The organism is Streptomyces sp. NBC_01217 (assembly GCF_035994185.1).
Classification (GTDB): domain Bacteria; phylum Actinomycetota; class Actinomycetes; order Streptomycetales; family Streptomycetaceae; genus Streptomyces.
In genome coordinates, this window is the sequence record NZ_CP108538.1 from 3,023,683 (window position 1) to 3,046,197 (window position 22,515).

The window sequence follows — 22,515 nt, forward strand, 5'->3', positions numbered from 1 at the left end:
TCGAAATCACGAAGTACCGCTCCCGAGGATGCCGACTGATTACCTTGCGGGGGAAATGTGAAGGCAGAGCTTCACGAATTCGGACCCCTGCACACGCTGAGTGCGATTTGCAGGGGTCCGAATAGTCGATTGTCAAGCAGTATTACACATCGGCCTGTCGATCCAGCACAGCGGCCAGGGCCTGTTCGAAGTCCGATGCCTCGGATGCACCACGCGTCGGGTCCTGCTGCCTTACGTCGATGACATGGCCGGTCATCTCGGAGAGCAGGACGTCCAGGGAGGTCCTGGCGACCGCCTCGGAGGAGAGCAGCGTGCCCGCGGGCTCGTCGCCGAATGCCTTGGTGCGCATCGGCGTGGCGGTCCGCTCGGGGTTCACGCAGTTCACCCGCACTCCGTCGCCCGCCCACTCGTCCGAGAGCGCCTGGGTGAGGTTGACCATGGCGGCCTTGGTCGAGGAGTAGAGGCTGTACTCCGCGCGGCCCCGGGTGTAGCTGCTGGAGGTGTAGAGCAGCAGCTGGCCCTTGGTCTCGGCGAGGTACTTGTACGAGGCACGGGCGATCTGCACGGGTGCCAGGTAGTTGACGTTCAGCGCTTCCTGGATGGTCGTGTTGTCCGTCTCGGCCAGCTTGCCGATGCGCAGGACGCCCGCGGTGTTGATCACGTAGTCGACGCGGCCGGTGTCGGCGTACGCCTTGGAGAGCGCGTCGTCGATGTGCTCCGGGTTCTCCACGTGCGTACCGGTGGTGGAGCGGCCCAGGGCGTAGACGGTGGCGCCGTAGGACTCGGCGAGTGTCGCGATGTCCGCGCCGATGCCGTACGAGCCGCCGAAGACGACAAGGGTCTTGCCGGTGAGCAGCTCACGGTAGGCGGCGTCGTCGGTCGGCTGCGGGACGGCCGTGGAGGCCAGCTGGAAGAGCTTGTCCGCGATGAAGACGTCGACCGGCTGGGTCACCTTCATGTTGTACTCGTCGCCCGCGACGACGTAGATCGGTACGTCGGGGAGGTACTTCAGGACGACCGAGCAGTCGTCGGTGGCCTGGAAGTTCGGGTCGCCCGCGGCGACCTCGTACGCCCTGCGGATGGTGGAGAGCTTGAAGGCCTGCGGAGTCTGGCCGCGGCGCAGCCGCGAGCGGTCGGGCACGTCGGTGATGAACTCGCCGTCGCCGCCATGGGTGCGGGTCACGATGATCGTGTCCGCGGACGGGATGGCGACGTCGACGGCCTGGTAGCGGTCCAGGGCGTCGACGCAGTCCTTGATGACGCGCTGCGAGAGCAGGGGGCGCACGGCGTCGTGGAAGAGGACGTTGCGGTCCTCGCCCTCGGCCAGGCCCTCGCCGAGCGCCGCGATGGCACGCTCGGTGGTCTCGTTACGGGTGGAGCCGCCCTCGATCACCCTGGTGACCTTGGTCAGTCCGGCCTTGGCGACGATCTTCTCCACGTCGGGCACATAGCCCGGCGCCATCAGCACGATGATGTCGTCGATGGAGTCGGCCTGCTGGAAGATCGACAGTGTGTGCTCGATGACGGCCTTGCCCGCGATCTTCAGCAGCTGCTTGGGGATGGACAGACCCACGCGCTGGCCGGTGCCGCCGGCGAGCACGACTGCTGTGGTTCGGGCTTTGGCTATGTGCTGAGCAGACACAGACGACCTACCTTGAGGGCTGGGAGATACAGCGATGGTTGCACTCTCCGTTACCGTCTCGCAAGGCGGACGTCGGCTGCTGCATGCCGTGGCGACACCTTCTGTTGCCCTGCGATCAGGGCGAATACCGGAATCAGCGCTTCCTGACCGAGTGATCGACGCCACACGGTTGAGCGGCATGAATCACCCTTGAGCAGGCATCGCTTCACCATTTGCGTGACTCCGAGGGCACGCCCGGCCGCCGGACGGGCTTGCGGAACAAGCCCGTCCGGCGGCCGGCACACGGTCTAGAACGGGTTGAAGTCGTCGAACTCGCGCTGCACCTCGTCGCGTTCGGCCTCGCGGTCGCGACGGCGCTGTGCCGCCGGGCGCGGCGCTTCGAGGCGGTGGTCCTCGCCACGCCGGCCGAGCATCTCCGCACCCGCCGCCATGGTCGGCTCCCAGTCGAAGACGACCGCGTTGTCCTCGGCGCCGATGGCCACGCCGTCACCCGCACGGGCGCCGGCCTTCATCAGTTCGGCCTCGACGCCGAGACGGTTGAGGCGGTCCGCCAGGTAGCCGACGGCCTCGTCGTTGTTGAAGTCCGTCTGCCGGACCCAGCGCTCCGGCTTCTCGCCGCGCACCCGGTAGATGCCGTCCTCCTCCAGCGTGACGGTGAAGCCCGCGTCGTCGACGGCCTTCGGACGGATGACGATCCGGGTCGCCACCTCCACGGGCTTGGCGGCGCGCGCCTCGGCGACGATGCCCGCGAGCGCGAAGGAGAGCTCCTTCAGACCGGTACGCGCGACGGCCGACGCCTCGAAGACGCGGTAGCCGCGCGCCTCCAGGTCGGGACGGATCATGTCGGCGAGGTCATGGCCGTCCGGGATGTCGATCTTGTTGAGGACGACGATGCGGGGCCGGTCCTCCAGGCCGCCGTACTGCTTCAGCTCCTCCTCGATCATGTCGAGGTCGGAGACCGGGTCGCGGTCGGATTCCAGCGTCGCGGTGTCCAGTACGTGTACGAGCACCGAGCAGCGCTCCACGTGCCGCAGGAACTCCAGGCCGAGGCCGCGTCCCTGGCTGGCGCCCGGGATCAGGCCCGGGACGTCGGCGATGGTGTAGACGGTGCTGCCCGCGGTGACCACGCCGAGGTTCGGCACGAGGGTCGTGAACGGGTAGTCGGCGATCTTCGGCTTGGCCGCCGACAGGACGGAGATCAGCGAGGACTTGCCGGCGCTCGGGTAGCCCACCAGCGCGACATCGGCGACGGTCTTGAGCTCCAGGACGATGTCGCGGTCCTCACCGGGCTCGCCGAGCAGCGCGAAGCCGGGGGCCTTGCGGCGGGCGGAGGCCAGCGCGGCGTTGCCGAGGCCGCCGCGGCCGCCCTGGCCCGCTACGAACGTGGTGCCCTGGCCGACCAGGTCCGCCAGTACGTTGCCGTTCCGGTCGAGCACGACCGTGCCGTCGGGCACGGGCAGGACCAGGTCCTGCCCGTCCTTGCCGGAACGGTTGTCGCCCGCGCCGGGCTGGCCGTTGGTGGCCTTGCGGTGGGGGCTGTGGTGATAGTCGAGGAGCGTGGTGACGGACTGGTCGACGACCAGGGTCACATCGCCGCCACGGCCGCCGTTGCCGCCGTCCGGACCGCCGAGCGGTTTGAACTTCTCACGGTGAACGGAGGCGCAGCCGTGGCCCCCGTTACCCGCGGCGACATACAGATCGACGCGGTCCACGAAGGTGGTCATGGTTGGAACCTCCAGTTACATACATGCAGAAATGTCTCACTCGCGCTGTCCCCACGTGGGAGAAAGCCGTCTCTCATGGGAGAAACACGCGAAAGGCGGACCCGCTTCCCGTACGGGAAGTGAGGTCCGCCTCCGCAGAAACCGCTCGACGAGCGCCGAAAGTCAGCCGGCGATCGGAACGATGTTCACGACCTTGCGGCCACGGTGCGTGCCGAACTCGACCGCACCGGCGGCGAGTGCGAACAGCGTGTCGTCGCCGCCACGGCCGACGCCCGTGCCCGGGTGGAAGTGGGTGCCGCGCTGGCGGACCAGGATCTCACCGGCGTTGACGGCCTGACCGCCGAAGCGCTTCACGCCGAGCCGCTGAGCATTGGAATCGCGCCCGTTCCGGGTGGACGATGCGCCCTTCTTGTGTGCCATGTCTCCTCAGTCCCTTACTTCGCAGCCGCGGGGATACCGGTGACCTTGATCGCCGTGTACTGCTGGCGGTGACCCTGGCGACGGCGGTAGCCGGTCTTGTTCTTGTAGCGAAGGATGTCGATCTTCGCGCCCTTGTGGTGGTCCACGACCTCGGCCTGGACCTTGATCCCGGCCAGCACCCACGGGTCGCTGGTCACGGCGTCGCCGTCGACCACGAGCAGGGTCGAGAGCTCGACCGTGTCGCCAACCTGGGCAGTGGAAATCTTGTCAACCTCAACGATGTCACCGACAGCAACCTTGTGCTGGCGGCCACCGCTGCGCACGATGGCGTACACGCGGATCTCTCTCTCGCTCGGAACGGATCCCCTGATGCCAGCCGCCCGCACAGGCCGAAGCCCGCGACGATCCGGAAGGATGAGCGGCCTCTCCTGACGGACGGATCCAGCAGGAGGAATGTGCTCAGGGGTGGGCGCGCATGGGAAACACGCCGATGGACAAGATTACGGGGCCGCACACCGGCGGTCAAACCGGACCCCCGCGGACCGGCCCGGCCATCGCGCATCCGCTGACACACAGAGTTGACCGACTGTTCTGGGGTGCTGATGCGGAATCCCACAGCCCTGGGGATTCCTGTGCTCCGGCAGACCACGACATGCTCCCTCGACCCTTGGCGCGGTCACCTCCTGATCAGTGGGCCCGGGAACGACGTAGGCTCACCAATCGACGACGTACTCGGAGAGGCAGACGTTCAGTGAATTACAGGGTCCAGCCCACCGCCCAGGTCGACGACTCCGCCGAGATCGGGGCCGGGAGCAGCGTCTGGGAGCTCGCCCAGATCCGCGAAGGGGCCCGCCTCGGGGAGGGCTGCGTGGTCGGCCGCGGTGCCTATGTCGGCACCGGCGTCCAGATCGGCAACAACGTCAAGCTGCAGAACTACGCCCTCGTGTACGAGCCGGCCGAACTCGCCGACGGCGTCTTTGTCGGCCCGGCAGCGGTCTTCACCAACGACCACAACCCACGCTCCGTCGACCCCGACGGCAAGCAGAAGCGCGGCGGTGACTGGGAGGCCGTCGGCGTCAAGGTCGCCGAGGGCGCCTCAGTCGGCGCCCGCTCGGTGTGCGTCGCCCCGGTCCACATCGGCCGCTGGGCAATGGTCGCGGCCGGCGCAGTGGTCACCCGCGATGTCCCGGACTTCGCTCTGGTAGTCGGTGTCCCGGCCCGACAGGTCGGTTGGGTGGGCCGTGCAGGCGTGAAGCTCGTGGCGCGCGATGGCGAGCAGGACGTCTGGGAATGCCCGCAGACCGGTGCGCTGTACGAGGAGAAGGCCGGGGTGCTGACGGAGCGCACTCCATAGCCTTACGGAAGCAGGGTCAGCACGATGACGCGTTGGGTTTGACGACGGTGAAGCGCCGGTGACCGACGGTGGCGACGCGGTCGGCGTGAAAAGTGTTCCGCGACTTCGGCTGTGTGGGCGCGTCCGACCTTCTCCGTGCTTCCGGTGATCCGCTGCGCGTTTTCGCGCGCCCTGACCGCCGGCCGCCCGCGGTGGAGGAGCCGAAAGCGGGCCGAGTGGGCGGCCGTGCCGCGCGCGACCCGCGTCAGCGGTCACCTTGAAGACATAGAAAAGATGTTGGACCCATCCCGCCTCGGCGATACGTCGTGGCTGATGGCCGACTACTCAACGAAAGTGACCTTGGCGTGGTCGGTGACGACGCGTCTGAAGAGGATGTGGCCGGTGCGCCCGGTATGGCGAAGCACCCAGTCCTGTGCGGCTTCCTGCTCGTCGCGGGGTCCGGATTCAGCGTCACAATTCGGGGTCAAGGCCCGTTGCGTAGTCGGCCGCGGCGCGTACGTCGGCACGGGCGTACGGATCGGCAACAACGTCAAGCTGCAGAACTACGCCCTCGTGTACGAACCCGCCGAACTCGGTGACGGCGTCTTCGTCGGGCCAGCCGTGGTCCTCACCAACGGCCACAACCCGCGATCGGTCGATTCTGACGGCAGGCAGAAGCGCGGCGGCGACTGGGAGGCCGTCGGAGTGAAGGTCGCCGAGGGTGCCTCACTCGGTGCGCGGTCCGTGTGTGTCGCCCCGGTACGGGCTGGCCGGTGGGCCATGGTGGCGGCCGGGGCCGTGGTCACCAAGGATGTCCTGGACTTCGCGCTGGCTGTCGGGGTACCTGCCCGGCAGATCGGCTGGGTGGGGCGTAGCGGGGTCCGACTGGTGGCGCGCGAGGGTGAGCCGGACGTGTGGGAGTGCCCGCAGACCGGTGCGCTGTACGAGGAGAAGGACGGGGTACTCACGGAACGCCGAGCCGGGCCGCATTCCTGCCCGGCGGCTCTCTGCGGCCAGACAGGAAGCGGCAGGGGCCGCGGCCCGGTAATGAACCGGGCCCTGGCCCCTGCGCACGGTCGTGGACTCTAACGACTGAAGAGCAACCGGTCGAAGTCCAGGCGGACGACCGGCCAGTCCCAGGTGGTCAGCGCATGTTCGGTGGCCAGCTTTCCGGCGTTGCGCCAGCTCTCGTCGGAGGCCGTGAGGGCAAGCACACGTTCGACTGCCTCCTCGGGAGTACCCACGACCCACTCGGCCGGATAGAGAGTCCCGGCACCATGCTTGCCATCGGCGAAAAACGGCCAGTCGCGGACCACGGGGACGGCACCGCTGGCCGCCCCCTCCATGAGCCCCACGTGGCAGCCCTCGCGTACCGAAGTGCTTAGAATGACGCCGACGTCCTCCAGATTCCCGGCAACATCGTCGGTCGAGCCGACCCGTACAACTGCTCCGTTCTCCACCAGGGGCTTGAGAGCCTTCTCCAGCTTCCGTGAGTACGCCTTGGCCGCGTTGCTCGGCTTGCTCATATCCCCGCCGATCAGAATCAGACGGTAGCGCTCGTCCTGCTCACGCAGTTGGTTGAGGACGGTCAGGGCCCAGAGCGGGTCCTTCGCGACCTGTCCGATGCCGACCAGACCCAGGTTGAACCGGGTGGATGGGTCCTTCATGCGTCGGAAGTTGGCCAGATCCATGCCGTTGTCGATCACATGCGTGCGGGGGGCTCGCTCCCCGCTGAGCCCGGGAATGGAGGCCGTCGCCAGATCCCGGATGTGGTCCGCGACGAACACCAGGTCGTCCACGCGCGAGAAGTCCATCATGTGGGGCCACCGCGAGAACGCCTCGTAACTGTGCAGCCGGACAATAATCCTCGTGTCGCCCGGGTCGATCGCGGTGAAGAGAGCTGCCGGAGCCACGCACCAGTCCACGAACACGGTGTCGGCCCAGTCCAGATAAGGCCTCAGCTGTTGCTCGGCGGCGTGCGCGAAGAGCGGGTCACCGCCGAGCCGGTGCTCGATGTGGCGTTGGGGAGCGCCGTTGAGCCGCTTCATACCCGGGTGTTCGGCCATGTCGAGGAACCTCAACTCGACGTCCGGGTTGGCCTCGTAGTGGGACCGGATGAGGTGCAGGAAGTTCGCGTTGGCAGTGGTGGCCACGAGCAGCCGCAGCGGTCGGTCCTCCGGCGGGGCGGCGGCCGGGCTCAGCCTGCCCTTCGCCTCGACCGTGGCGCGGGCCGCCGCCGACTTCCTGAACCGGGCGGTGAACCCGGCCGGGTCCGCGGCCAGAGGGCTGGTGACCTGGTCGATATGGACGACGCGGTGAAAGGCCAGTTTCATGGCCTCCAGGAGGGCCTTGGACGCCTCGGCCGGGTCGCCGGCCGCATGATGCGCGTCGGCCAGATCCAGGTGGGCCCCGACCGCGTCGGCGAGGTTGCCGGGAGTCCGGCCGCTCCGGATGCCTCTCCACGCCACGTCGTTCAGCAGGCGGGCTCTTATGGCCGGGTCGGAAAGTTTCCCGGCGGCCGCACGGGCAGTGACGAGTGCTCCGGACTGGCGTCCGGCCAGCCACATGCCCTCGACAACCTGCTCGGCGGCCGCCATGCGCAGGGTGTCGGGGACACCCGGTGCGGAAACGGCGGCACGCCAGGCCCGGGCACCGACCCGGCTGCGCAGGGTGAGCGGCCCGGTGGCGTTACGCAGCAGATCAGCAGGCAGACCTCGCAGCCGACGCCGCAGCCCATCGGTGGCCACGGCCACCGGGCTCGGCGCGTGCTCGGGCAGAGCCTCACCGACCCGCTCCCGCCCCCGTTCCACGGCCCGCAGGCCAGCGGCGATCCCGAAGCACACCTCCGGCGTGCGCCGGAACTGGGCGACGCGCCAGGCGCTGTAGACGGCGCGGTTGTCGAGCGCGACAACCACGTCGGCGGTGCGCAGGGCCGCACGGGCGGCCGGGTCGTGCTCAAGGTGGAACCAGAGCCGCTCGGCGGCGGGCATCGCTTCCGTCTTGCGCAACTCGTGCTTACCCGCCGAGCTGCGGGCAGGCACCTTGTGCAGGGTGGTCCAGCCCAGGTCTGCCTCCATCTCGCCGGACTTGAAGCTGCCGACCAGATGAACCCGGGCGCCCAGTTCCCGGTATGTCTCCAGGGCGGCTGTGATCACGGCCGGACGGGGTGTCGAGCTCGCGATCATCACTACGTCGGTCATGCGCCGGGACCTCCGGAAAGTACGGGCTGCCGGCCGAGTGCCACAGCGGTCAGACGCTGTACGGCGGTTGCCATCAGGGAATCACGGGCGTAAGCGGTTCCGTGGTCACGGGCGGCGTCGCGTTGTTCGGGCGAGGCTTCCACCGCCATGCGGGCAGCCTCGCAGAACGCGTCGGCCAGTTGTTCCTCGTCCAGTCCGCGGGGGCCGGTCCACAGCGGGTGACCGTCCAGCAGCCGTGAGGCGTCGTGGTCCGCCGCGTGCATGGAAACGACCGGCAGTCCGGTGGCCATGTATTCGTAGACCTTGCCGGAAGTCATGTACGGGCCGCCGATGATCACGAGCACCAGCGCGTCCCACGCGGCGTAGACACTGGCGACCTCTGCCTTCGGTACCGGACCGCCCACGACCACGCCGTCGTCGGCCGCGCTGCGGAGCACCTCGATGTGCCGGTTGGCCTCGCGGTTGGCTCCGGCACCGATGTGTCCGCGCACTTCGAACCGGGCGTCGGAGAGGAGCGGTTCCCGGCTGCGCGCGGTCTTCCACGCGGCGAGCACCGACTCCAACAGCGGTACGGAGAAGCTGACCGTGCCCAGGTGACCGAAGACCAGGCCGCTCTCGTCGGCTGCGCGGTCCGGCGGCCGGGGCACGCTGTCCCGATCGTAGCCGTTGCGCACCACGTGGACACGGTCGGCGTGCTCGGGGTAGCGGGCGCGGTAGAAGTCAGCGATCTGGTCGTTGACCACCCAGAGTGACAGAGCGTGCTCCAGCAGGCTCAGCTCCCAGCGCCCGGCCTCGGAGTCCTTGGGAAACGCCTCGACGCCGTCGATGACGTCCAGGGACCAGCCGTCGCGGAAGTCCACGGCGTACGGAACCTGGTGCTCGTCCCAGAGCCTGCGGACGGCGGCGAGCTGAACGTACGGCACACAACTGGCCAGGGCGAGATCGGCCGGCCGCTCGCGATGCAGGTCGAGCGCGGCCTGTTCCAGAGCTCCGCGCCAGCCCCCGAAGACCGGTTCGGGGAAGCTCTTGAGTACCTCGGCTCGGTAGCTCTTCAGCCACTTGCCCGGGTCGAGGGCACGATCCTCGGAGTACAGACGAATGTCCGTCTCCAGGTCGGCCCGCGACAGCGGCAGCTCCACGACCCTGACGTGCTTGTCCACGGACTCCGAGAGCGTGTGGTCCACGCCGGAGTCACGGAGCCAGGACTGCTCCGCGATCGTGACCACGGTGACGTCCCACCCCGCAGCGGCGAACTGGTTGGCGGTCTCCCTCATTCGGAACGCGGAACTCTTCGCGGCGGGGGGAAACCCGATGGCGAAATACAGCAGATGCGGACGGGGTCCGCTTCGCTCGTCCATGCCTGGCACTTCAGTCATTCCTGTTCTACTGAGTATCGGGGTTGTTCTCCGTGGCGCCTCGTAACCGGGTCGGCCGGGCGGCGGTACTTCACGTCGAGGCAGGCCGCCCGTGCCGGAGGCACCAACCCGCCCAGGCCGACTCAATCATGGTGCGTATGCCGTGCCGAGCCGACCAGTCCAGCTCCTTGCCGATGCCGTCCACGGACGCAACCACCCGGGCCGGGTCGCCGGGCCTACGGGCCTCGGTGACCGCGGGAAGGCCGGTGCGGCCGGTGACGTCCAGGATGATGTCGATCATCTCGGCAACGGAGGCGCCCTCGCCCCGGCCGATGTTCAGGACCAGCTCCGCGGACGGATCCCGGGTCAGACGGTGGGCGGCGGCTGCATGGGCAGAGGCGATGTCCGCGACGTGAACGTAGTCGCGGACACAGGTGCCATCCGGTGTCGAGTAGTCGTCGCCGAAGATGCGGGGCGACTCGTCGGCCATGATGCGTTCGAAGACCATGGGGACCAGATTGAAGACCCCGTCGTCGCCCAGCTCCGGCGAAGCGGCTCCGGCCACGTTGAAGTAGCGCAGTGACGCCGTGGCCATACCGTGCGCCCGGCCGGCCGCGGCGACCATCCATTCCCCGGCCAGCTTCGTCTCCCCGTACGGGCTGAGCGGCCGACACGGGGTCTCCTCTGTCACCAGGTCGACATCGGGCATGCCGTAGACCGCCGCCGACGAGGAGAAGAGGAAACGGCCGACACCGGCGGAGGCCGCTGCCTCCAGCAGGGTGCGCAGTCCGTCGACGTTCTCGCGGTAGTAGTGAAGCGGACGTTCGACGGACTCGGCGACCTGCTTCTTGCCCGCGATGTGCACGATGCCGGTCACCCCGCGGCCGGCCAGGACCTGGTCGAGCAGTTCCCGGTCCAGGACCGAGCCCACGACCAGCGGTACTCCTTCCGGCAACCGCTCGGCCCGGCCGGTGCTGAGGTCGTCGAAGACGACGACGGGCTCCCGGCTCGCCATCTCCTTGACCACATGAGATCCGATGTAGCCGGCCCCGCCGGTGATCAGCCAGGTCATCGTCAGCCGCCGATGACAACGCGGCGGACGCCCGCCCAGTTGGCCGGGTCCGTCGTGCGGCGGCCGTCGACCAGGACGCGGACGTCCGGCAGGTCGGCGGCGGCCAGCTCGCGGTACTCGGCGTGGTCGGCCTGGAGGATCGCTGCGGTGACGGTCTGGCCCTCGTGCGGGACGAGGCCGTGCGCGGTCAGTTCCTCGGCCGTGTACATCGGGTCCGAGACGTACGGCACCGCGCCGCGCGCCTTCAGCGCCTCGACGGTCGGGAAGACGCCGGAGAAGGCCGTCTCCTTCACGCCGCCGCGGTAGGCCGCGCCCAGCACCAGCACGCCCGCCCCGTCCAGGTCGCCGTAGGCGGCGGCGAGCAGGTCGACCGCGTACTCCGGCATGGCCGCGTTGGCCTCGCGCGCCGAACGCACCACGGTGGCCGAGGGGTCGTTCCAGAGGTACATCCGCGGGTAGATCGGGATGCAGTGGCCGCCGACCGCGATGCCCGGCTGGTGGATATGGCTGTACGGCTGGGAGTTGCAGGCCTCGATGACCTTGAGGACATCGATGTTCTGCTGGTCGGCGAAGCGGGCGAACTGGTTCGCGAGACCGATGTTGACATCGCGGTAGGTCGTCTCGGCGAGCTTGGCCAGCTCGGACGCCTCCGAAGTGCCCAGGTCCCAGACGCCGTTGGGGCGCGGCAGGTCCGTACGGTTGTCAAAGTCCAGGACCGACTCGTAGAACGACACACCGTGCGCGGCCGATGCCTCGTCGATCCCACCGACCAGCTTCGGGTAGCGGCGCAGGTCCGCGAAGACCCGGCCGGTGAGCACCCGCTCCGGGGAGAACACCAGGTGGAAGTCCTCGCCGGCCTTGAGGCCGGCGCCCTCTTCGAGCATCGGCGCCCAGCGGGTACGGGTGGTGCCGACCGGCAGCGTGGTCTCGTAGCTGACCAGGGTGCCGGGCTTGAGACCGGCGGCGATCGCCTTGGTCGCGGAGTCCATCCAGCCGAAGTCCGGCGTGCCCTCGCCATCCACGAAGAGGGGTACGACGACCACGACGGCCTCGGACTGCGCGACCGCGGACGTGGTGTCCGTCGTCGCGGTCAGCAGCCCCGCCCCGACGGTCTCCTTGAGCTTGACGTCGAGGTCGTGCTCACCGGGGAACGGCTCGACGCCTTCGTTGACCAGCTCGACGACCTTCTCGTTGACGTCGGCGCCGATCACCCGGTGGCCCTTGGCGGCGAACTGCACGGCGAGCGGCAGACCGATCTTGCCGAGGGCGACTACACAGATGTTCATGGTTACTTCCTCTTGGAGCGCATGGCGCCGGTCAGTCGGGATCGCAGCCGCGAGCCCAGCGATGTCTTGGGCGGGTGGAGCGGACCGGTGCTGATCACCACGCGCCCCTTGGTGTTGAGATGCGCCGCGGCACGGTACGGGTCCACCTCGCTGTGCCATCTGCGGGCCAGCGGCATGGGCTTTCCGTCGCCGCGTACCGGAATCTCGTACGTCCCTCCGGCCACATCCACGAAGACCCGCACCCCACGCTTGGCCTTGCGGGGCGCGAGCGGGATCAGGGCCCGGACCAGGGTGGAGTTGCCGTCGGACGCCGTCTCCCGGGTGAACTCCCCCTGCGCCGGGGGCAGATCGTGTTTGTCCGGCAGGCGTCGGGCGCGCGGCTTGTCGGCGCTCTTGGGCATGGCGCCCTCGACGAGACGAACGACCGCGGAGCCGGTGTCGCCGACGACGCCCACCCGTACCGTGAGCGCGAGTGCCAGCTCCTCGCCGTTCTGCACCCACTCCGACTCGATGAGCTCGGTCTTGTTGGCAAGCCGTCCGGGGACGATCTCCCCGACCAGTTCGAAGCAGCGGTCGGGGAGTTCCAGGCCGGCGTCACGGAAGCCGGGGTAGCGGGCGAAGGCCCGGCCGTCCTCCAGGTGGAAGGGGGGAGCACCGTGTTCGGCCTCTTCGCTGATCGCACGGCAGAGCTCGTCGACGGCGCCGCGCTGCGCGAGCCTGAGCCTCGCCCGCAGTTTGACCGGGAGCGAATCGCTCAGCGGGTCCGTCAGATAGGTGTCGGCGAGCCGGGTGACGCCGGCGCAGATGTCCCGCTTCGTCTCGTCGTCGAGTCCGACGAAGTCGTCCTGGATGAGCTTGGAGAGCTCCCAGGTGAAGTGGCGCTTGAAGACGGCGTCCCGGTTCGGCCCGGCCTCGATCAGCCCGGCCGCGTGGTCCATGATCACGCCGGTGCAGCGCAGTCGTGCCAGATGGTCGGCGCGGTAAGTGATGTTGCTGGCGTCTCCGCGCTTCACCGCGTAGTAGCAGGTGTAGTCGGCGACAACGGATATCTTGCGGGCGCGGACGCACGCCTCGATGGTGAAGGGCTGGTCGCTGCCGACCGGCACGTCCTCGGGGAAACGCAGCTTGTACCGCTCCACGAGGTCTCGGCGGAAGAGCTTGGTGTTGGCCAGCGCGAAGGGCAGCTCGGGGCCGTAGAGACTGACGTCGGAGTCATTGGCCTTGTAGAGCGACTGACGCACGTACCGGCCGTTGGTGCCGACCATCTTGCCGATGACGACGTCGGAGTCGTTGGTGTCGGCGCAGGTCACCATCCGCTCCAACGCCTCCTCGCCGAGGTAGTCGTCGGAGCCGATGAAGTAGACGTACCGGCCGGTGGCGAGCTCCAGCGCCCGGTTGCTCGGCATCGCCGGGCCGCCGGAGTTGGGCTGGTGAAGGACCTTGACCGTACCGGGGTAACGCTCGGCGAAGCGGTCGAGCTCGGCGCCGCTGTCGTCCGTCGAACCGTCGTCGACCGCCACGACCTCCAGCCGGTCGAGGCCGATGGACTGCCCAACGAGCGAGTTCAGACACTCGGTGAGGTAAGGCATAGTGTTGAAGACGGCTACCACAACGGTGACGTCAGGTGTGGTCATCTCTCCCCATCGGATCTCGGCTTGTGATTATCCGTCAGCTGCATTGTTCGTCCGCTGCTCGCCGATTCCAGTACCGCTGCGGCGACTTCCACCGTGCGCAGGCCCTCCCGCAGTGTGCAGATGTCCTGCGAGATGCCGCGCACAGCGTCCCTGAAGAGCTCGTGCTCCACCAGCAGCGGCTCGCGCTTCGGGATCGCGTAGCGGATCATGTCGCCCTCGGACACACCGCGGAAGGCCTGGAGCGCCTCCCACTCGGTGGCCACCGCGGCGTTCGAGTGGAAGGTGAGGTCGGCGGTGAGGGTGTCGGCGATGAAGGTGCCGCGCTCACCGGTGACGGAGGTGAAGCGTTCCTTGAGCGGGCTCAGCCAGTTGACCAGGTGGTTGACCATGGTTCCGTCGGAGAGCCGGCCCACGGCGGAGACCATGTCCTCGTGCGGGCGGCCGGACTTCGACACGGTGTGGGCGGAGATCGACGTGTAGGTCTGACCCGTCACCCAGCCGGTCAGGTCGATGTCGTGGGTGGCGAGGTCCTTGACCACGCCGACATCGGCGATGCGGTGCGGGAACGGGCCCTGCCTGCGGGTGACGACCTGGAAGACCTCGCCCAGCTCCCCCGCCTCCAGTCGGGAGCGCAGCGACCGCAGTGCCGGGTTGCAGCGCTCGATGTGGCCGACACCCGCAACCAGACCGCGCGACTCGAAGGCCTCGACCAGGCGCCGGGCGCCCGCCACGGTGTCGGCCACCGGCTTCTCGATCAGGGCGCAGACACCGGCCTCGGCGAGCTGGAGGCCGACTTCCTCGTGCAGCGCGGTGGGGCAGGCCACGACCGCGTAGTCGAGACCGAGGGAGATCAGTTCGTCGACCGTGGACAGTACGGGGGCGCCCTGCGCCCAGCCGTTCTTGTCCCCCATCGGGTCGACGACGCCGACCAGCTGTACTTCCTCCAGGCCGGCCAGCACACGGGCGTGGTGGCGGCCCATCGATCCGAGGCCGATCAGGCCGGCTCTCAGTCCTGCGGTCACTGCATCTCTCCCAGCGAGTTCACGGCGCCGACGATGCGGTCCAGGTCATCCGACGACAGCGAGGGATGCACGGGCAGCGAGACGACCTCGGCAGCGGCGCGCTCGGTCTCCGGCAGGTCCCAGATCCGGCCCGCCTTCTGGTCGGGCTCCCAGTACGGCTTCAGCCGGTGGATCGGAGTCGGGTAGTACACGGCGTTGCCGATACCCGCCTCGCTCAGCCTGGCCATGGCGGCGTCACGGTCACCCTGCACCCGGATGGTGTACTGGTGGTAAACGTGGCGTGCACCGTCGGCGACGGGCGGGACGGTGACGTTCGGCGCGGTGATGTGCTGGTCGAGGTACGCGGCATTGGCGCGCCGCTGCTCGGTCCAGCCGAGCACCTTTGCCAGCTGTACGCGTCCGACGGCGGCGGACACGTCCGTCATGCGCATGTTGGCGCCGACGATCTCGTTGGCGTACCGCTGCTCCATGCCCTGATTGCGCAGCAGCCTGAGGGTTCGCGCGACCTCGGCGTCGGCGGTGGTGACCATGCCGCCTTCGAGGGAGTGCATGTTCTTGGTGGGGTAGAAGCTGAAGGTGCCGCCGGAGCCGAAGGCGCCGACCGGTGTGCCGCCCAACGCCGCGGTGTGCGCCTGGCAGGCGTCCTCGACGACCGCGAGACCGTGCTTCCGCGCGATCGGCATCAGTGCGTCCATCGCGGCCGGGTGACCGTACAGGTGGACGGGCATGATCGCGGCCGTGCGGGTCGTGATGGCGGCCTCGACCGCGGCCGGGTCGAGACCGAAGCTGCCCGGCTCGATGTCCGCGAAGACCACGTCGGCTCCGGCCAGGCGGACCGCGTTGGCGGAGGCCGCGAAGGAGAACGACGGGACGATGACCTCGTCGCCGGGACCGATCCCCAGGGCGAGAAGCAGGAGGTGGAGGGCCGAGGTGCCCGAGTTGACCGCGACGCAGTGACGTCCGTCGACCAGCTCCGAGAAGCCCCCCTCGAAGGCCGCGACCTCCGGTCCCTGCACCACACGACCGCTGCGCAGTACGCGTACCACGGCCTCGATCTCTTCCTCACCGATCACCGGCCGGGCAGCAGGGATCGCTTCCCTGTTGTCGCTCGACATGGACATCCTCCTTGAACACCACAAGAGCTGTGACCGGCGATGACTCCAGGGGCATACGAACGCAGGATGAGGCTCCGCCGCCCCGGCGCATGGCCGATTGTGTACCAATATATTGCGCGTAATTCGCCGTTTTGCCCCAGGGGCTGCACACAAGGGGCATAAGGCTGATTTGTCCTGTGTGAAGCGGGCCGACGCGCCGATCAGCATTCTTCGGAACGACACATCAGGCGGCAGCCGCGTCACATTATCAGGATTTTCACAGGGGGTTTCATTGAGGTTACGCGCAAAGAGACGCGCCCCGCACGCCCCCACGGCCGGGCCCCGCACGCGAAAGAGGTGCGGCCCCCGAAGGGAACCGCACCTCTTTACCTGCTTCGCCGGGTACTGATCAGCTCTCGGTGTCGGCCGAGACCGAGGACTTCGGCGACTGCTCGGCAGCGACCGTCTTCTTCGCCGTCGCCTTCTTGGCCGTCGTCTTCTTCGCGGCGGTCTTCTTGGCAGCCGTCTTCTTGGTGGCTGCCTTCTTGGCGGTGGCCTTCTTCGCGGTCTTGCGCGCCGCCTTCTTGGCCGGGGCCTCCGCTTCCGCGGCCTCCGGTGCCTCCGGTGCCTCCGGTGCCCCGGACGGCTCGGTGTCGGGCTTCGGCTCGGTGGAAGCGGTCACCACGACGACCTCTGCGCCGTCCGCACCTGCGGGCGAGCCTGCGGGGGCGGTGACCTTGCGGGTCACCCGGCGGCGGGCACGCGGCGGGGCGGCCTCGGGGGCCACCTCCTCGGGGGCCACCTCCTCGGGTGCCGCCTCGGGCTGCGGGGCCTCGATGACAACCGGGGCCTCGACAACGACCGGGACCTCGATGACGATCGGTGCCTCGACGACCTCGGTCGCCGCCTGCGCCGGTTCCCCGACCTGCTCGGACACGGCCGGCGAGCCCGCCGGGGCGGTCGCCTTGCGGGTCGCCCGACGGCGCGTACGGCCCTGAGGAGCGGCCTCGGCAACCGGCTCGGGCTCCGCGGCCACGACCGGTTCCGGCTCCGGCTCGATGACCGGCGCGGGTGCTGCCGCAGCCTTCGGGGCGCCGGCCGGGGCCGATGCCTTACGAGTCGCGCGGCGCCGGCCACGGCCGCGCGAGGCGGCCGCCTCGGCCTCGGCCGGGCTGCTGTACAGCTCCTCGTCCGGGACGAACTCCGGCTCGGGCAGCGCCACCGGAGCGGCCACCTCGGCAGCCACCTCAGCCTCGGTCTCGACCTCTGCCTCGACCTCTGTCTCGGCCTCTGTCTCGGCCTCGATCACGTGCTCGTGGTCCACGCCGCCCCGGCCGCGCTTCTTGGAACGCTTGCCGTTGCCGCCGCCACCGACCGAGGTCGGCTGCTCCATGTGCACGATCACGCCGCGCCCGTTGCAGTGGACACAGGTCTCGGAGAAGGACTCCAGCAGCCCCTGGCCCACCCGCTTGCGGGTCATCTGGACCAGGCCCAGCGAGGTGACCTCGGCGACCTGGTGCTTCGTACGGTCGCGTCCCAGGCACTCCAGCAGGCGCCGCAGCACCAGGTCCCGGTTGGACTCCAGCACCATGTCGATGAAGTCGACGACGACGATGCCGCCGAGGTCGCGCAGCCGCAGCTGGCGCACGATCTCCTCGGCCGCCTCCAGGTTGTTCTTGGTGACGGTCTCTTCGAGGTTGCCGCCCTGACCGGTGAACTTGCCGGTGTTGACGTCGACGACGACCATCGCCTCGGTCTTGTCGATCACCAGCGAGCCGCCGCTCGGCAGATAGACCTTCCGGTCCAGCGCCTTCATCAGCTGCTCGTCGATCCGGTAGGTCGCGAAGATGTCGACCTCGGAGGTCCACCGCGACAGACGGTCCGTCAGGTCCGGCGCCACGTGCGAGACGTAACCGTGGATGGTGTCCCACGCGTCGTCACCGCTGACGATGACCTTGGAGAAGTCCTCGTTGAAGATGTCGCGGACGACCCGGACAGTCATGTCGGGCTCGCCGTAGAGCAGCGTCGGCGCGTTGGAACTGCCGGTGCTCTTCGACTTCTTCTGGATGTCCTCCCACTGCTGCTGCAGCCGCTCGACGTCGCGGCGCAGCTCGTCCTCGCTCGCACCCTCCGCCGCGGTACGGACGATGACGCCCGCGTCCTCGGGGACGATCTTCTTGAGGATGGTCTTCAGCCGGGCACGCTCGGTGTCGGGCAGCTTGCGGCTGATGCCGGTCATCGAACCCTCGGGCACATAGACCAGGTAGCGGCCGGGCAGCGAGACCTGGCTGGTCAGGCGGGCGCCCTTGTGGCCGATCGGGTCCTTGGTCACCTGGACGAGGACGGACTGGCCGGACTTCAGCGCGGTCTCGATCCGGCGCGGCCCGTGGGCCATGCCGAGCGCCTCGAAGTTGACCTCGCCGGCGTACAGGACGGCGTTGCGGCCCTTGCCGATGTCGACGAAGGCGGCCTCCATGGACGGCAGTACGTTCTGCACCTTGCCCAAGTAGACGTTGCCGACGTAGCTGGTGGCCTGCTCCTTGTTGACGTAGTGCTCGACGAGCACGTTGTCCTCAAGGACGCCGATCTGGGTGCGCTCGCCGCTCTGGCGGACGACCATCACGCGCTCGACGGCCTCGCGGCGGGCCAGGAACTCGGCCTCGGTGATGATCGGGACGCGACGGCGGCCCTGCTCACGGCCCTCCCGGCGGCGCTGCTTCTTCGCCTCCATGCGGGTCGAGCCCTTGATGGACTGGACCTCGTCGAAGCCGGTGCCGGGCTCGCGCTCGGCCGCTTCCTTCGCACGCCGTTCCCGCGGCTCGCGGACCTTGACGACCGTACGCTCCGGGTCGTCCGTGCCGTTGTCGGCCTCGGACGTGACGTCACCGCTGCGACGGCGGCGGCGACGGCGGCGACGGCTGCTGCTGGAACCGGCGGAGGACGCCTCGTGGTCCTCGTCCTCCTCGCCCTCCTCGGACTCCTGAGCGCGCTCCTGGTCCTCCTCGGCGGGCTCGGCGGCGGCCTCGTCGCCGAACTGCTCCGCGGCCTCGTCACCCTCGTTGGCCTCGCCACGACGGCGACGGCGGCCTCCGCGACGGCGACGGCGCGAGGGCCGGTCCCCGTACTCGTCCGTCTCCTCGCCCTCGTGCTCGGCCTCGCCCTCGTGCTCCGGCTCGGGCTCCTCCTCGGCGTGCTCCTCAACCGCGGCGGCCGGCTCGGGCTCGACGGCCTCGCCGCGACGGCGGCGACGGCGGCGCGAACCGCCCAGCGGCGCGGCCTCGGCGGCCGGGGCCTCCGTGACGGCGGTCGGCTCCTCGACCGTCTCGGTCTCTTCCTCGACCTCTTCGTGACGCGAGGCGGCAGCGGCGGCAGCAGCGGTCTCCGGGGTCTGGAACATCGGCTCGGCGAAGACCGGCGCCTGGAACACGGCCACGGCGGGGCGCGCCGCGCGACGGCCCTTCTGTACGGGCTCCTCGGTCTTGCCGGTGAACTCCGGCCGGCCCGCGGCGGCGGTGGCCCGACGGCGCTGGCGGCCGCGCGGTGCGGCCTCCTCGACCTCGGCGGGCTCGGCGGCCAGCGCCTCGACCACGGCCTCGGGGAGGCTCTCGCCGGTGTCCTCGGTGGTCTCGGCCGTCTCCGCGGCCTGCGGCGCACCCGCCGGAGCGGTCGCCTTACGAACCGCACGACGGCGCGTACGAGCGGGCGCAGCCTCCACGACCTCAGCCTCGACCTCGGCCACGGTGACGTCTTCTTCTTCCGCTTCCGCGGGCGCGGCGGACTCGGCCGACGCCTCGACGGGCTGCGGTGCACCGGCCGGAGCCGACGCCCGGCGCCGGGTGCGGCCACGCGGCGCGGCGGCTTCGGCAACCGGCTCGGGCTCGGCACTCGCCACGGGCGTTGCTTCCTCGACGATCTCAACGATCTCGACGGGCTCGGCGGCCTGCGGCGCACCGGCCGGAGCGGTCGCCTTACGGACCGCACGACGACGCGTACGCGCAGGCGCCGCCTCCACGGCCTCGGCCTCGGGCTCGGCCTCTGCCTCGGCGACGGGCTCGGTGGGCTCCACGATCTCGACGGCCTCGACGGCCTGCGGCGCACCCGCCGGAGCGGTCGCCTTGCGCACGGCACGGCGACGCGGACGCGCGGGCGGTGCGGCTTCTGCTTCCGGGGCGCTCTCGGCCCCGGCGGTGGTGGTGTCGGACACTGCGGCGTCAACGGCCGGTATGGCCGGAGCGGCGGCGCCCTGTCCTTCAGCCACCGGCGGACCGGCCGGGCGGGACGCGGCGCGGCGCCTGCGGCGCGGCGGCAGCTTGTCCCCGGGTGCGTTGTTCTCTTCGGCGTTCCCGGTCGTGCCGGGTTCGTTGGACTGGGGCATGCGGGCGGTTCTCCCGTCAGGCTCCCGGGCGCCGCGCCTTGTTCCGGTCCGGCACGGTCCGCGTGATGTACGCGAGACCGCCGTCCGGGGCGCGGGCGCCGCACGGGAACTCAATGTCTGGCTCGCCGGTTCCGTATGCGATGTGCGTACGGCCTGGCGAAAGTCTTATGGGTCATCGCGCGGCCCGACCCAGGTGGCTCCCGAGTCGGAGGGCTGCGCTGCAACGACCGCCTTACGCGGAACCTGCACCTTCCGGCGCCGTCGCGGCGGCGGTCCCGGCGGCCGTGGATGGAGCGGCCGGGGCTGCCTCGCGGTCGGGCGCGAGCGGGTCGGTCACCGTGCCGGACTCCTCGTCGAAGAGCCCCTGCGCCAGCCTGGTCACCGCTGCGGGGACCGGCGGCGCCAGGTCGGCCACAACGCGGAGACCGGACAGGACGTCGTCAGGTCGCACGGCAGGTGTCACGTGCCGAACAACCAGCCGCAGTATCGCACAGGGCTTGTCCTCGGGCCTATCAGGCTGTGGATCAAGGGCCTGCAGGTCGACCACGGCGGCGCGGGCGTCGAAGGTGCGCATGCCGTTCTTCGCCCGGCGCTGGACCTCGACGGTCTCGGCGCCGTTGAAAGCGGCCACGGCCTTGGCGGCCTCCTCGACGGGGACTCCGTCGAGGCGCAGCTCCCAGATGGAAGCGGTCAGCCGGTCGGCGAGACCCGAGGTACGGGCCTCCACGGCGTCGGTGATGTCGAGACCGTCCGGGAGCGAGCCGTTGAGCAGCTCGCGCAGGACGGCCGGATCCCGGGCCTCGGTGAGGGCGATCTCCAGGAACTCGGCCTCACTGCCGGTGCCGGTGGGGGCGGCATTGGCGTACGACACCTTGGGGTGCGGGGTGAAGCCCGCCGAGTAGGCCATGGGCACCTCGGAGCGGCGCAGCGCCCGCTCGAAGGCACGCTGGAAGTCACGGTGGCTGGTGAACCGGAGGCGGCCGCGCTTGGTGTAGCGCAGTCGGATGCGCTGCACCGCCGGTGCGGGCGGCGGGCCTTCGGGCTGTCGCTTGCCCAGTGGTTCTTCTCCTCGGTGCGGGACGGACGCGGTGGCACGCCGCCCTCGAAATTGCGGGTGGCCCGGGGTGTCCGTTCCGGCTCACCCCCGCTCGGCGTTCTTCTCTCCGAGCGAGGAGATCTCTGGTTCGGGCGCCGCGCTGGGCACAGTCGTTGTACTACCCAGAGTACGCGCAAGGGCGCTCCCCGGTTCCCGGGGCTCGGGCACCCCGGTCCCGCCGACCAGTGCCCGCCAGGTGTCGCGGCGGGCCCGGGCCACTGTCTCGCGGGCCGTGCGCAGCGCCGCCCGGGTGGCGCGTCCAGCTTCGACGGCGGCCCGCTTGGCGGGGTTCCAGACGGCGTCCCGGACGAAATGTCCCACCGGCGTGCACATCGTGCGGTAGACCCAGGTCACCGGCGCCCCGACCAGATGCCACGCCAGCCAGGCGATGGCCCGGCCGACGGCCCGCGAGATGTACCCGGCGATGCGCCAGGCGATGCCGAACGCGGCGGCGATCTCCCGGCCGACCGGGGCGAGGACCCGGCGGTACAGCCAGGTGAGCGGTGCGACGAGCAGGGTCAGGACCAGCCATACCACCGCCGCCCACAGCCCGCGCCCCACGGCCGCGATCCCGCGCGCCAGCTGTGCGAGCAGCCAGGTGATGCCGTGGCCGAGCGGGGTGAGCAGTTCCCGGTACGCCCAGGCCAGCGGCCGTACGACCAGGTGCTCCGCCAGCCAGACGACAGCGAGCGCGAGGGGTACCAGGAGGTATCGCCACAGGCCGACCACCGGCCGGACGAACAGGGCGGTGAGCACCCGGCGGAGCGCGGTGGTGATGCCCCGTCCGGCAGGGGTGAGCAGCACGCGGTACACCCAGCGCAGCCCGTGCCCGACCGGGGTGAGCACCGCCTCGTACAGCCACACCACCGGCACCACGAGCCCGTAACGCACCACCGGCACCAGCGCATACCGCCAGAGCGCGACCCACAGCCGGACGAAGACCAACTCGGCCAGCCACAGCAGCGCATGGCCGAGCGGGGTGAGCACCGCCTCGTACAGCCGGACGGCGGGGATCACGACCAGCGTCGCGAACAGCCAGGACAGGGCCCGGCCGAGCGGGCGCAGCAGGATGCGGTCGGCGGCGCGGGCGCCCACCACCAGGGCGTCCCAGACCATGCGTACGGGCAGGACGATCACCACCACCACGATCCGTACCGGAATCCTGATCAGGGTGGTCAGACAGCCCTCACCCGCTTCGTACCGCGCGGGGGTCTGGTGCTTGCCGTAGTCCATGCCGTACATGACGCGAAGGCCCGGTCCGG

At 69.8% G+C, this 22,515-nt stretch carries 16 protein-coding genes and 1 pseudogene; 2 read left to right on the forward strand and 15 right to left on the reverse strand.

Annotation, left to right across the window (positions count from 1 at the left end):
- Positions 1 to 142: 142 nt before the first annotated feature.
- The 4 genes from OG507_RS13285 to rplU form a co-directional block, all read right to left on the reverse strand.
- Entirely contained in the window at positions 143 to 1,642 is a 1,500-nt protein-coding gene (locus OG507_RS13285; RefSeq protein WP_327367399.1) for a bifunctional cytidylyltransferase/SDR family oxidoreductase, read from the reverse strand.
- A 287-nt stretch (positions 1,643 to 1,929) separates the two neighbouring features.
- The gene (obgE, locus tag OG507_RS13290) at positions 1,930 to 3,366 is read right to left on the reverse strand and encodes a GTPase ObgE (protein ID WP_327367400.1); all 1,437 of its coding nucleotides are present in this window, start codon (positions 3,364 to 3,366) and stop codon (positions 1,930 to 1,932) included.
- A 162-nt stretch (positions 3,367 to 3,528) separates the two neighbouring features.
- A complete protein-coding gene (gene rpmA, locus OG507_RS13295; RefSeq protein ID WP_018103204.1) occupies positions 3,529 to 3,786 on the reverse strand; it encodes a 50S ribosomal protein L27 in 258 nt (85 codons plus the stop codon).
- Between the two features lie 14 nt (positions 3,787 to 3,800).
- Complete coding sequence (rplU, locus tag OG507_RS13300; protein ID WP_030921216.1) at positions 3,801 to 4,121, reverse strand: 50S ribosomal protein L21; 321 nt, start codon at positions 4,119 to 4,121, stop codon at positions 3,801 to 3,803.
- Between the two features lie 416 nt (positions 4,122 to 4,537).
- On the opposite strand from rplU, the gene OG507_RS13305 reads away from it, so the two are divergent.
- Positions 4,538 to 5,140, forward strand: a complete 603-nt coding sequence (locus tag OG507_RS13305) for an acyltransferase (protein WP_327367401.1) — start codon at positions 4,538 to 4,540, stop codon at positions 5,138 to 5,140.
- A 320-nt stretch (positions 5,141 to 5,460) separates the two neighbouring features.
- Here the strand turns inward: OG507_RS13305 and OG507_RS40380 are convergent.
- A pseudogene (locus tag OG507_RS40380) lies at positions 5,461 to 5,565 on the reverse strand (DUF7848 domain-containing protein); the annotation flags it as partial.
- Here OG507_RS40380 and OG507_RS13310 point away from each other — a divergent pair.
- Positions 5,522 to 6,208 (forward strand): acyltransferase, encoded by a 687-nt coding sequence (locus OG507_RS13310; protein ID WP_327367402.1) that lies wholly within the window; start codon positions 5,522 to 5,524, stop codon positions 6,206 to 6,208. The pseudogene OG507_RS40380 and the gene OG507_RS13310 sit on opposite strands and share 44 nt — an antisense overlap.
- Here OG507_RS13310 and OG507_RS13315 read toward each other — a convergent pair.
- The 10 genes from OG507_RS13315 to OG507_RS13360 form a co-directional block, all read right to left on the reverse strand.
- Positions 6,205 to 8,319 (reverse strand): glycosyltransferase family 1 protein, encoded by a 2,115-nt coding sequence (locus tag OG507_RS13315; RefSeq protein ID WP_327367403.1) that lies wholly within the window; start codon positions 8,317 to 8,319, stop codon positions 6,205 to 6,207. The genes OG507_RS13310 and OG507_RS13315 overlap by 4 nt on opposite strands.
- Complete coding sequence (locus OG507_RS13320; protein ID WP_327367404.1) at positions 8,316 to 9,677, reverse strand: glycosyltransferase; 1,362 nt, start codon at positions 9,675 to 9,677, stop codon at positions 8,316 to 8,318. Before OG507_RS13320 ends, OG507_RS13315 begins: the two co-directional genes overlap by 4 nt.
- A gap of 88 nt (positions 9,678 to 9,765) precedes the next feature.
- A complete protein-coding gene (gene galE, locus OG507_RS13325; RefSeq protein ID WP_327367405.1) occupies positions 9,766 to 10,746 on the reverse strand; it encodes a UDP-glucose 4-epimerase GalE in 981 nt (326 codons plus the stop codon).
- Positions 10,747 to 10,748: 2 nt separating this feature from the next.
- Entirely contained in the window at positions 10,749 to 12,032 is a 1,284-nt protein-coding gene (locus OG507_RS13330) for a nucleotide sugar dehydrogenase (RefSeq protein ID WP_327367406.1), read from the reverse strand.
- A 2-nt stretch (positions 12,033 to 12,034) separates the two neighbouring features.
- A complete protein-coding gene (locus tag OG507_RS13335) occupies positions 12,035 to 13,666 on the reverse strand; it encodes a glycosyltransferase family 2 protein (RefSeq protein WP_327367407.1) in 1,632 nt (543 codons plus the stop codon).
- Complete coding sequence (locus OG507_RS13340) at positions 13,663 to 14,688, reverse strand: Gfo/Idh/MocA family protein (RefSeq protein ID WP_327367408.1); 1,026 nt, start codon at positions 14,686 to 14,688, stop codon at positions 13,663 to 13,665. The genes OG507_RS13335 and OG507_RS13340 overlap by 4 nt, the downstream gene beginning before the upstream one ends.
- A complete protein-coding gene (locus OG507_RS13345) occupies positions 14,685 to 15,803 on the reverse strand; it encodes a DegT/DnrJ/EryC1/StrS family aminotransferase (RefSeq protein ID WP_327367409.1) in 1,119 nt (372 codons plus the stop codon). Before OG507_RS13345 ends, OG507_RS13340 begins: the two co-directional genes overlap by 4 nt.
- 388 nt (positions 15,804 to 16,191) lie before the next feature.
- Positions 16,192 to 20,157, reverse strand: coding sequence for an Rne/Rng family ribonuclease (locus OG507_RS13350; protein ID WP_327367410.1), 3,966 nt, complete (start codon positions 20,155 to 20,157; stop codon positions 16,192 to 16,194).
- Between the two features lie 232 nt (positions 20,158 to 20,389).
- Complete coding sequence (locus OG507_RS13355; RefSeq protein WP_327367411.1) at positions 20,390 to 21,172, reverse strand: TIGR03936 family radical SAM-associated protein; 783 nt, start codon at positions 21,170 to 21,172, stop codon at positions 20,390 to 20,392.
- Positions 21,173 to 21,295: 123 nt separating this feature from the next.
- Complete coding sequence (locus tag OG507_RS13360; protein WP_327367412.1) at positions 21,296 to 22,486, reverse strand: hypothetical protein; 1,191 nt, start codon at positions 22,484 to 22,486, stop codon at positions 21,296 to 21,298.
- Positions 22,487 to 22,515 lie beyond the last annotated feature (29 nt).

Bases quoted from the DNA above. Each gene is read 5' to 3' on its own strand.
- obgE (WP_327367400.1), bottom strand. From the start codon at position 3,366: ATGACCACCTTCGTGGACCGCGTCGATCTGTATGTCGCCGCGGGTAAC.
- OG507_RS13350 (WP_327367410.1), bottom strand. From the start codon at position 20,157: ATGCCCCAGTCCAACGAACCCGGCACGACCGGGAACGCCGAAGAGAAC.
- OG507_RS13360 (WP_327367412.1), bottom strand. From the start codon at position 22,486: ATGGACTACGGCAAGCACCAGACCCCCGCGCGGTACGAAGCGGGTGAG.
- OG507_RS13315 (WP_327367403.1), bottom strand. From the start codon at position 8,319: ATGACCGACGTAGTGATGATCGCGAGCTCGACACCCCGTCCGGCCGTG.
- OG507_RS13330 (WP_327367406.1), bottom strand. From the start codon at position 12,032: ATGAACATCTGTGTAGTCGCCCTCGGCAAGATCGGTCTGCCGCTCGCC.
- OG507_RS13345 (WP_327367409.1), bottom strand. From the start codon at position 15,803: ATGTCGAGCGACAACAGGGAAGCGATCCCTGCTGCCCGGCCGGTGATC.
- OG507_RS13335 (WP_327367407.1), bottom strand. From the start codon at position 13,666: ATGACCACACCTGACGTCACCGTTGTGGTAGCCGTCTTCAACACTATG.
- OG507_RS13320 (WP_327367404.1), bottom strand. From the start codon at position 9,677: ATGGACGAGCGAAGCGGACCCCGTCCGCATCTGCTGTATTTCGCCATC.
- rpmA (WP_018103204.1), bottom strand. From the start codon at position 3,786: ATGGCACACAAGAAGGGCGCATCGTCCACCCGGAACGGGCGCGATTCC.
- galE (WP_327367405.1), bottom strand. From the start codon at position 10,746: ATGACCTGGCTGATCACCGGCGGGGCCGGCTACATCGGATCTCATGTG.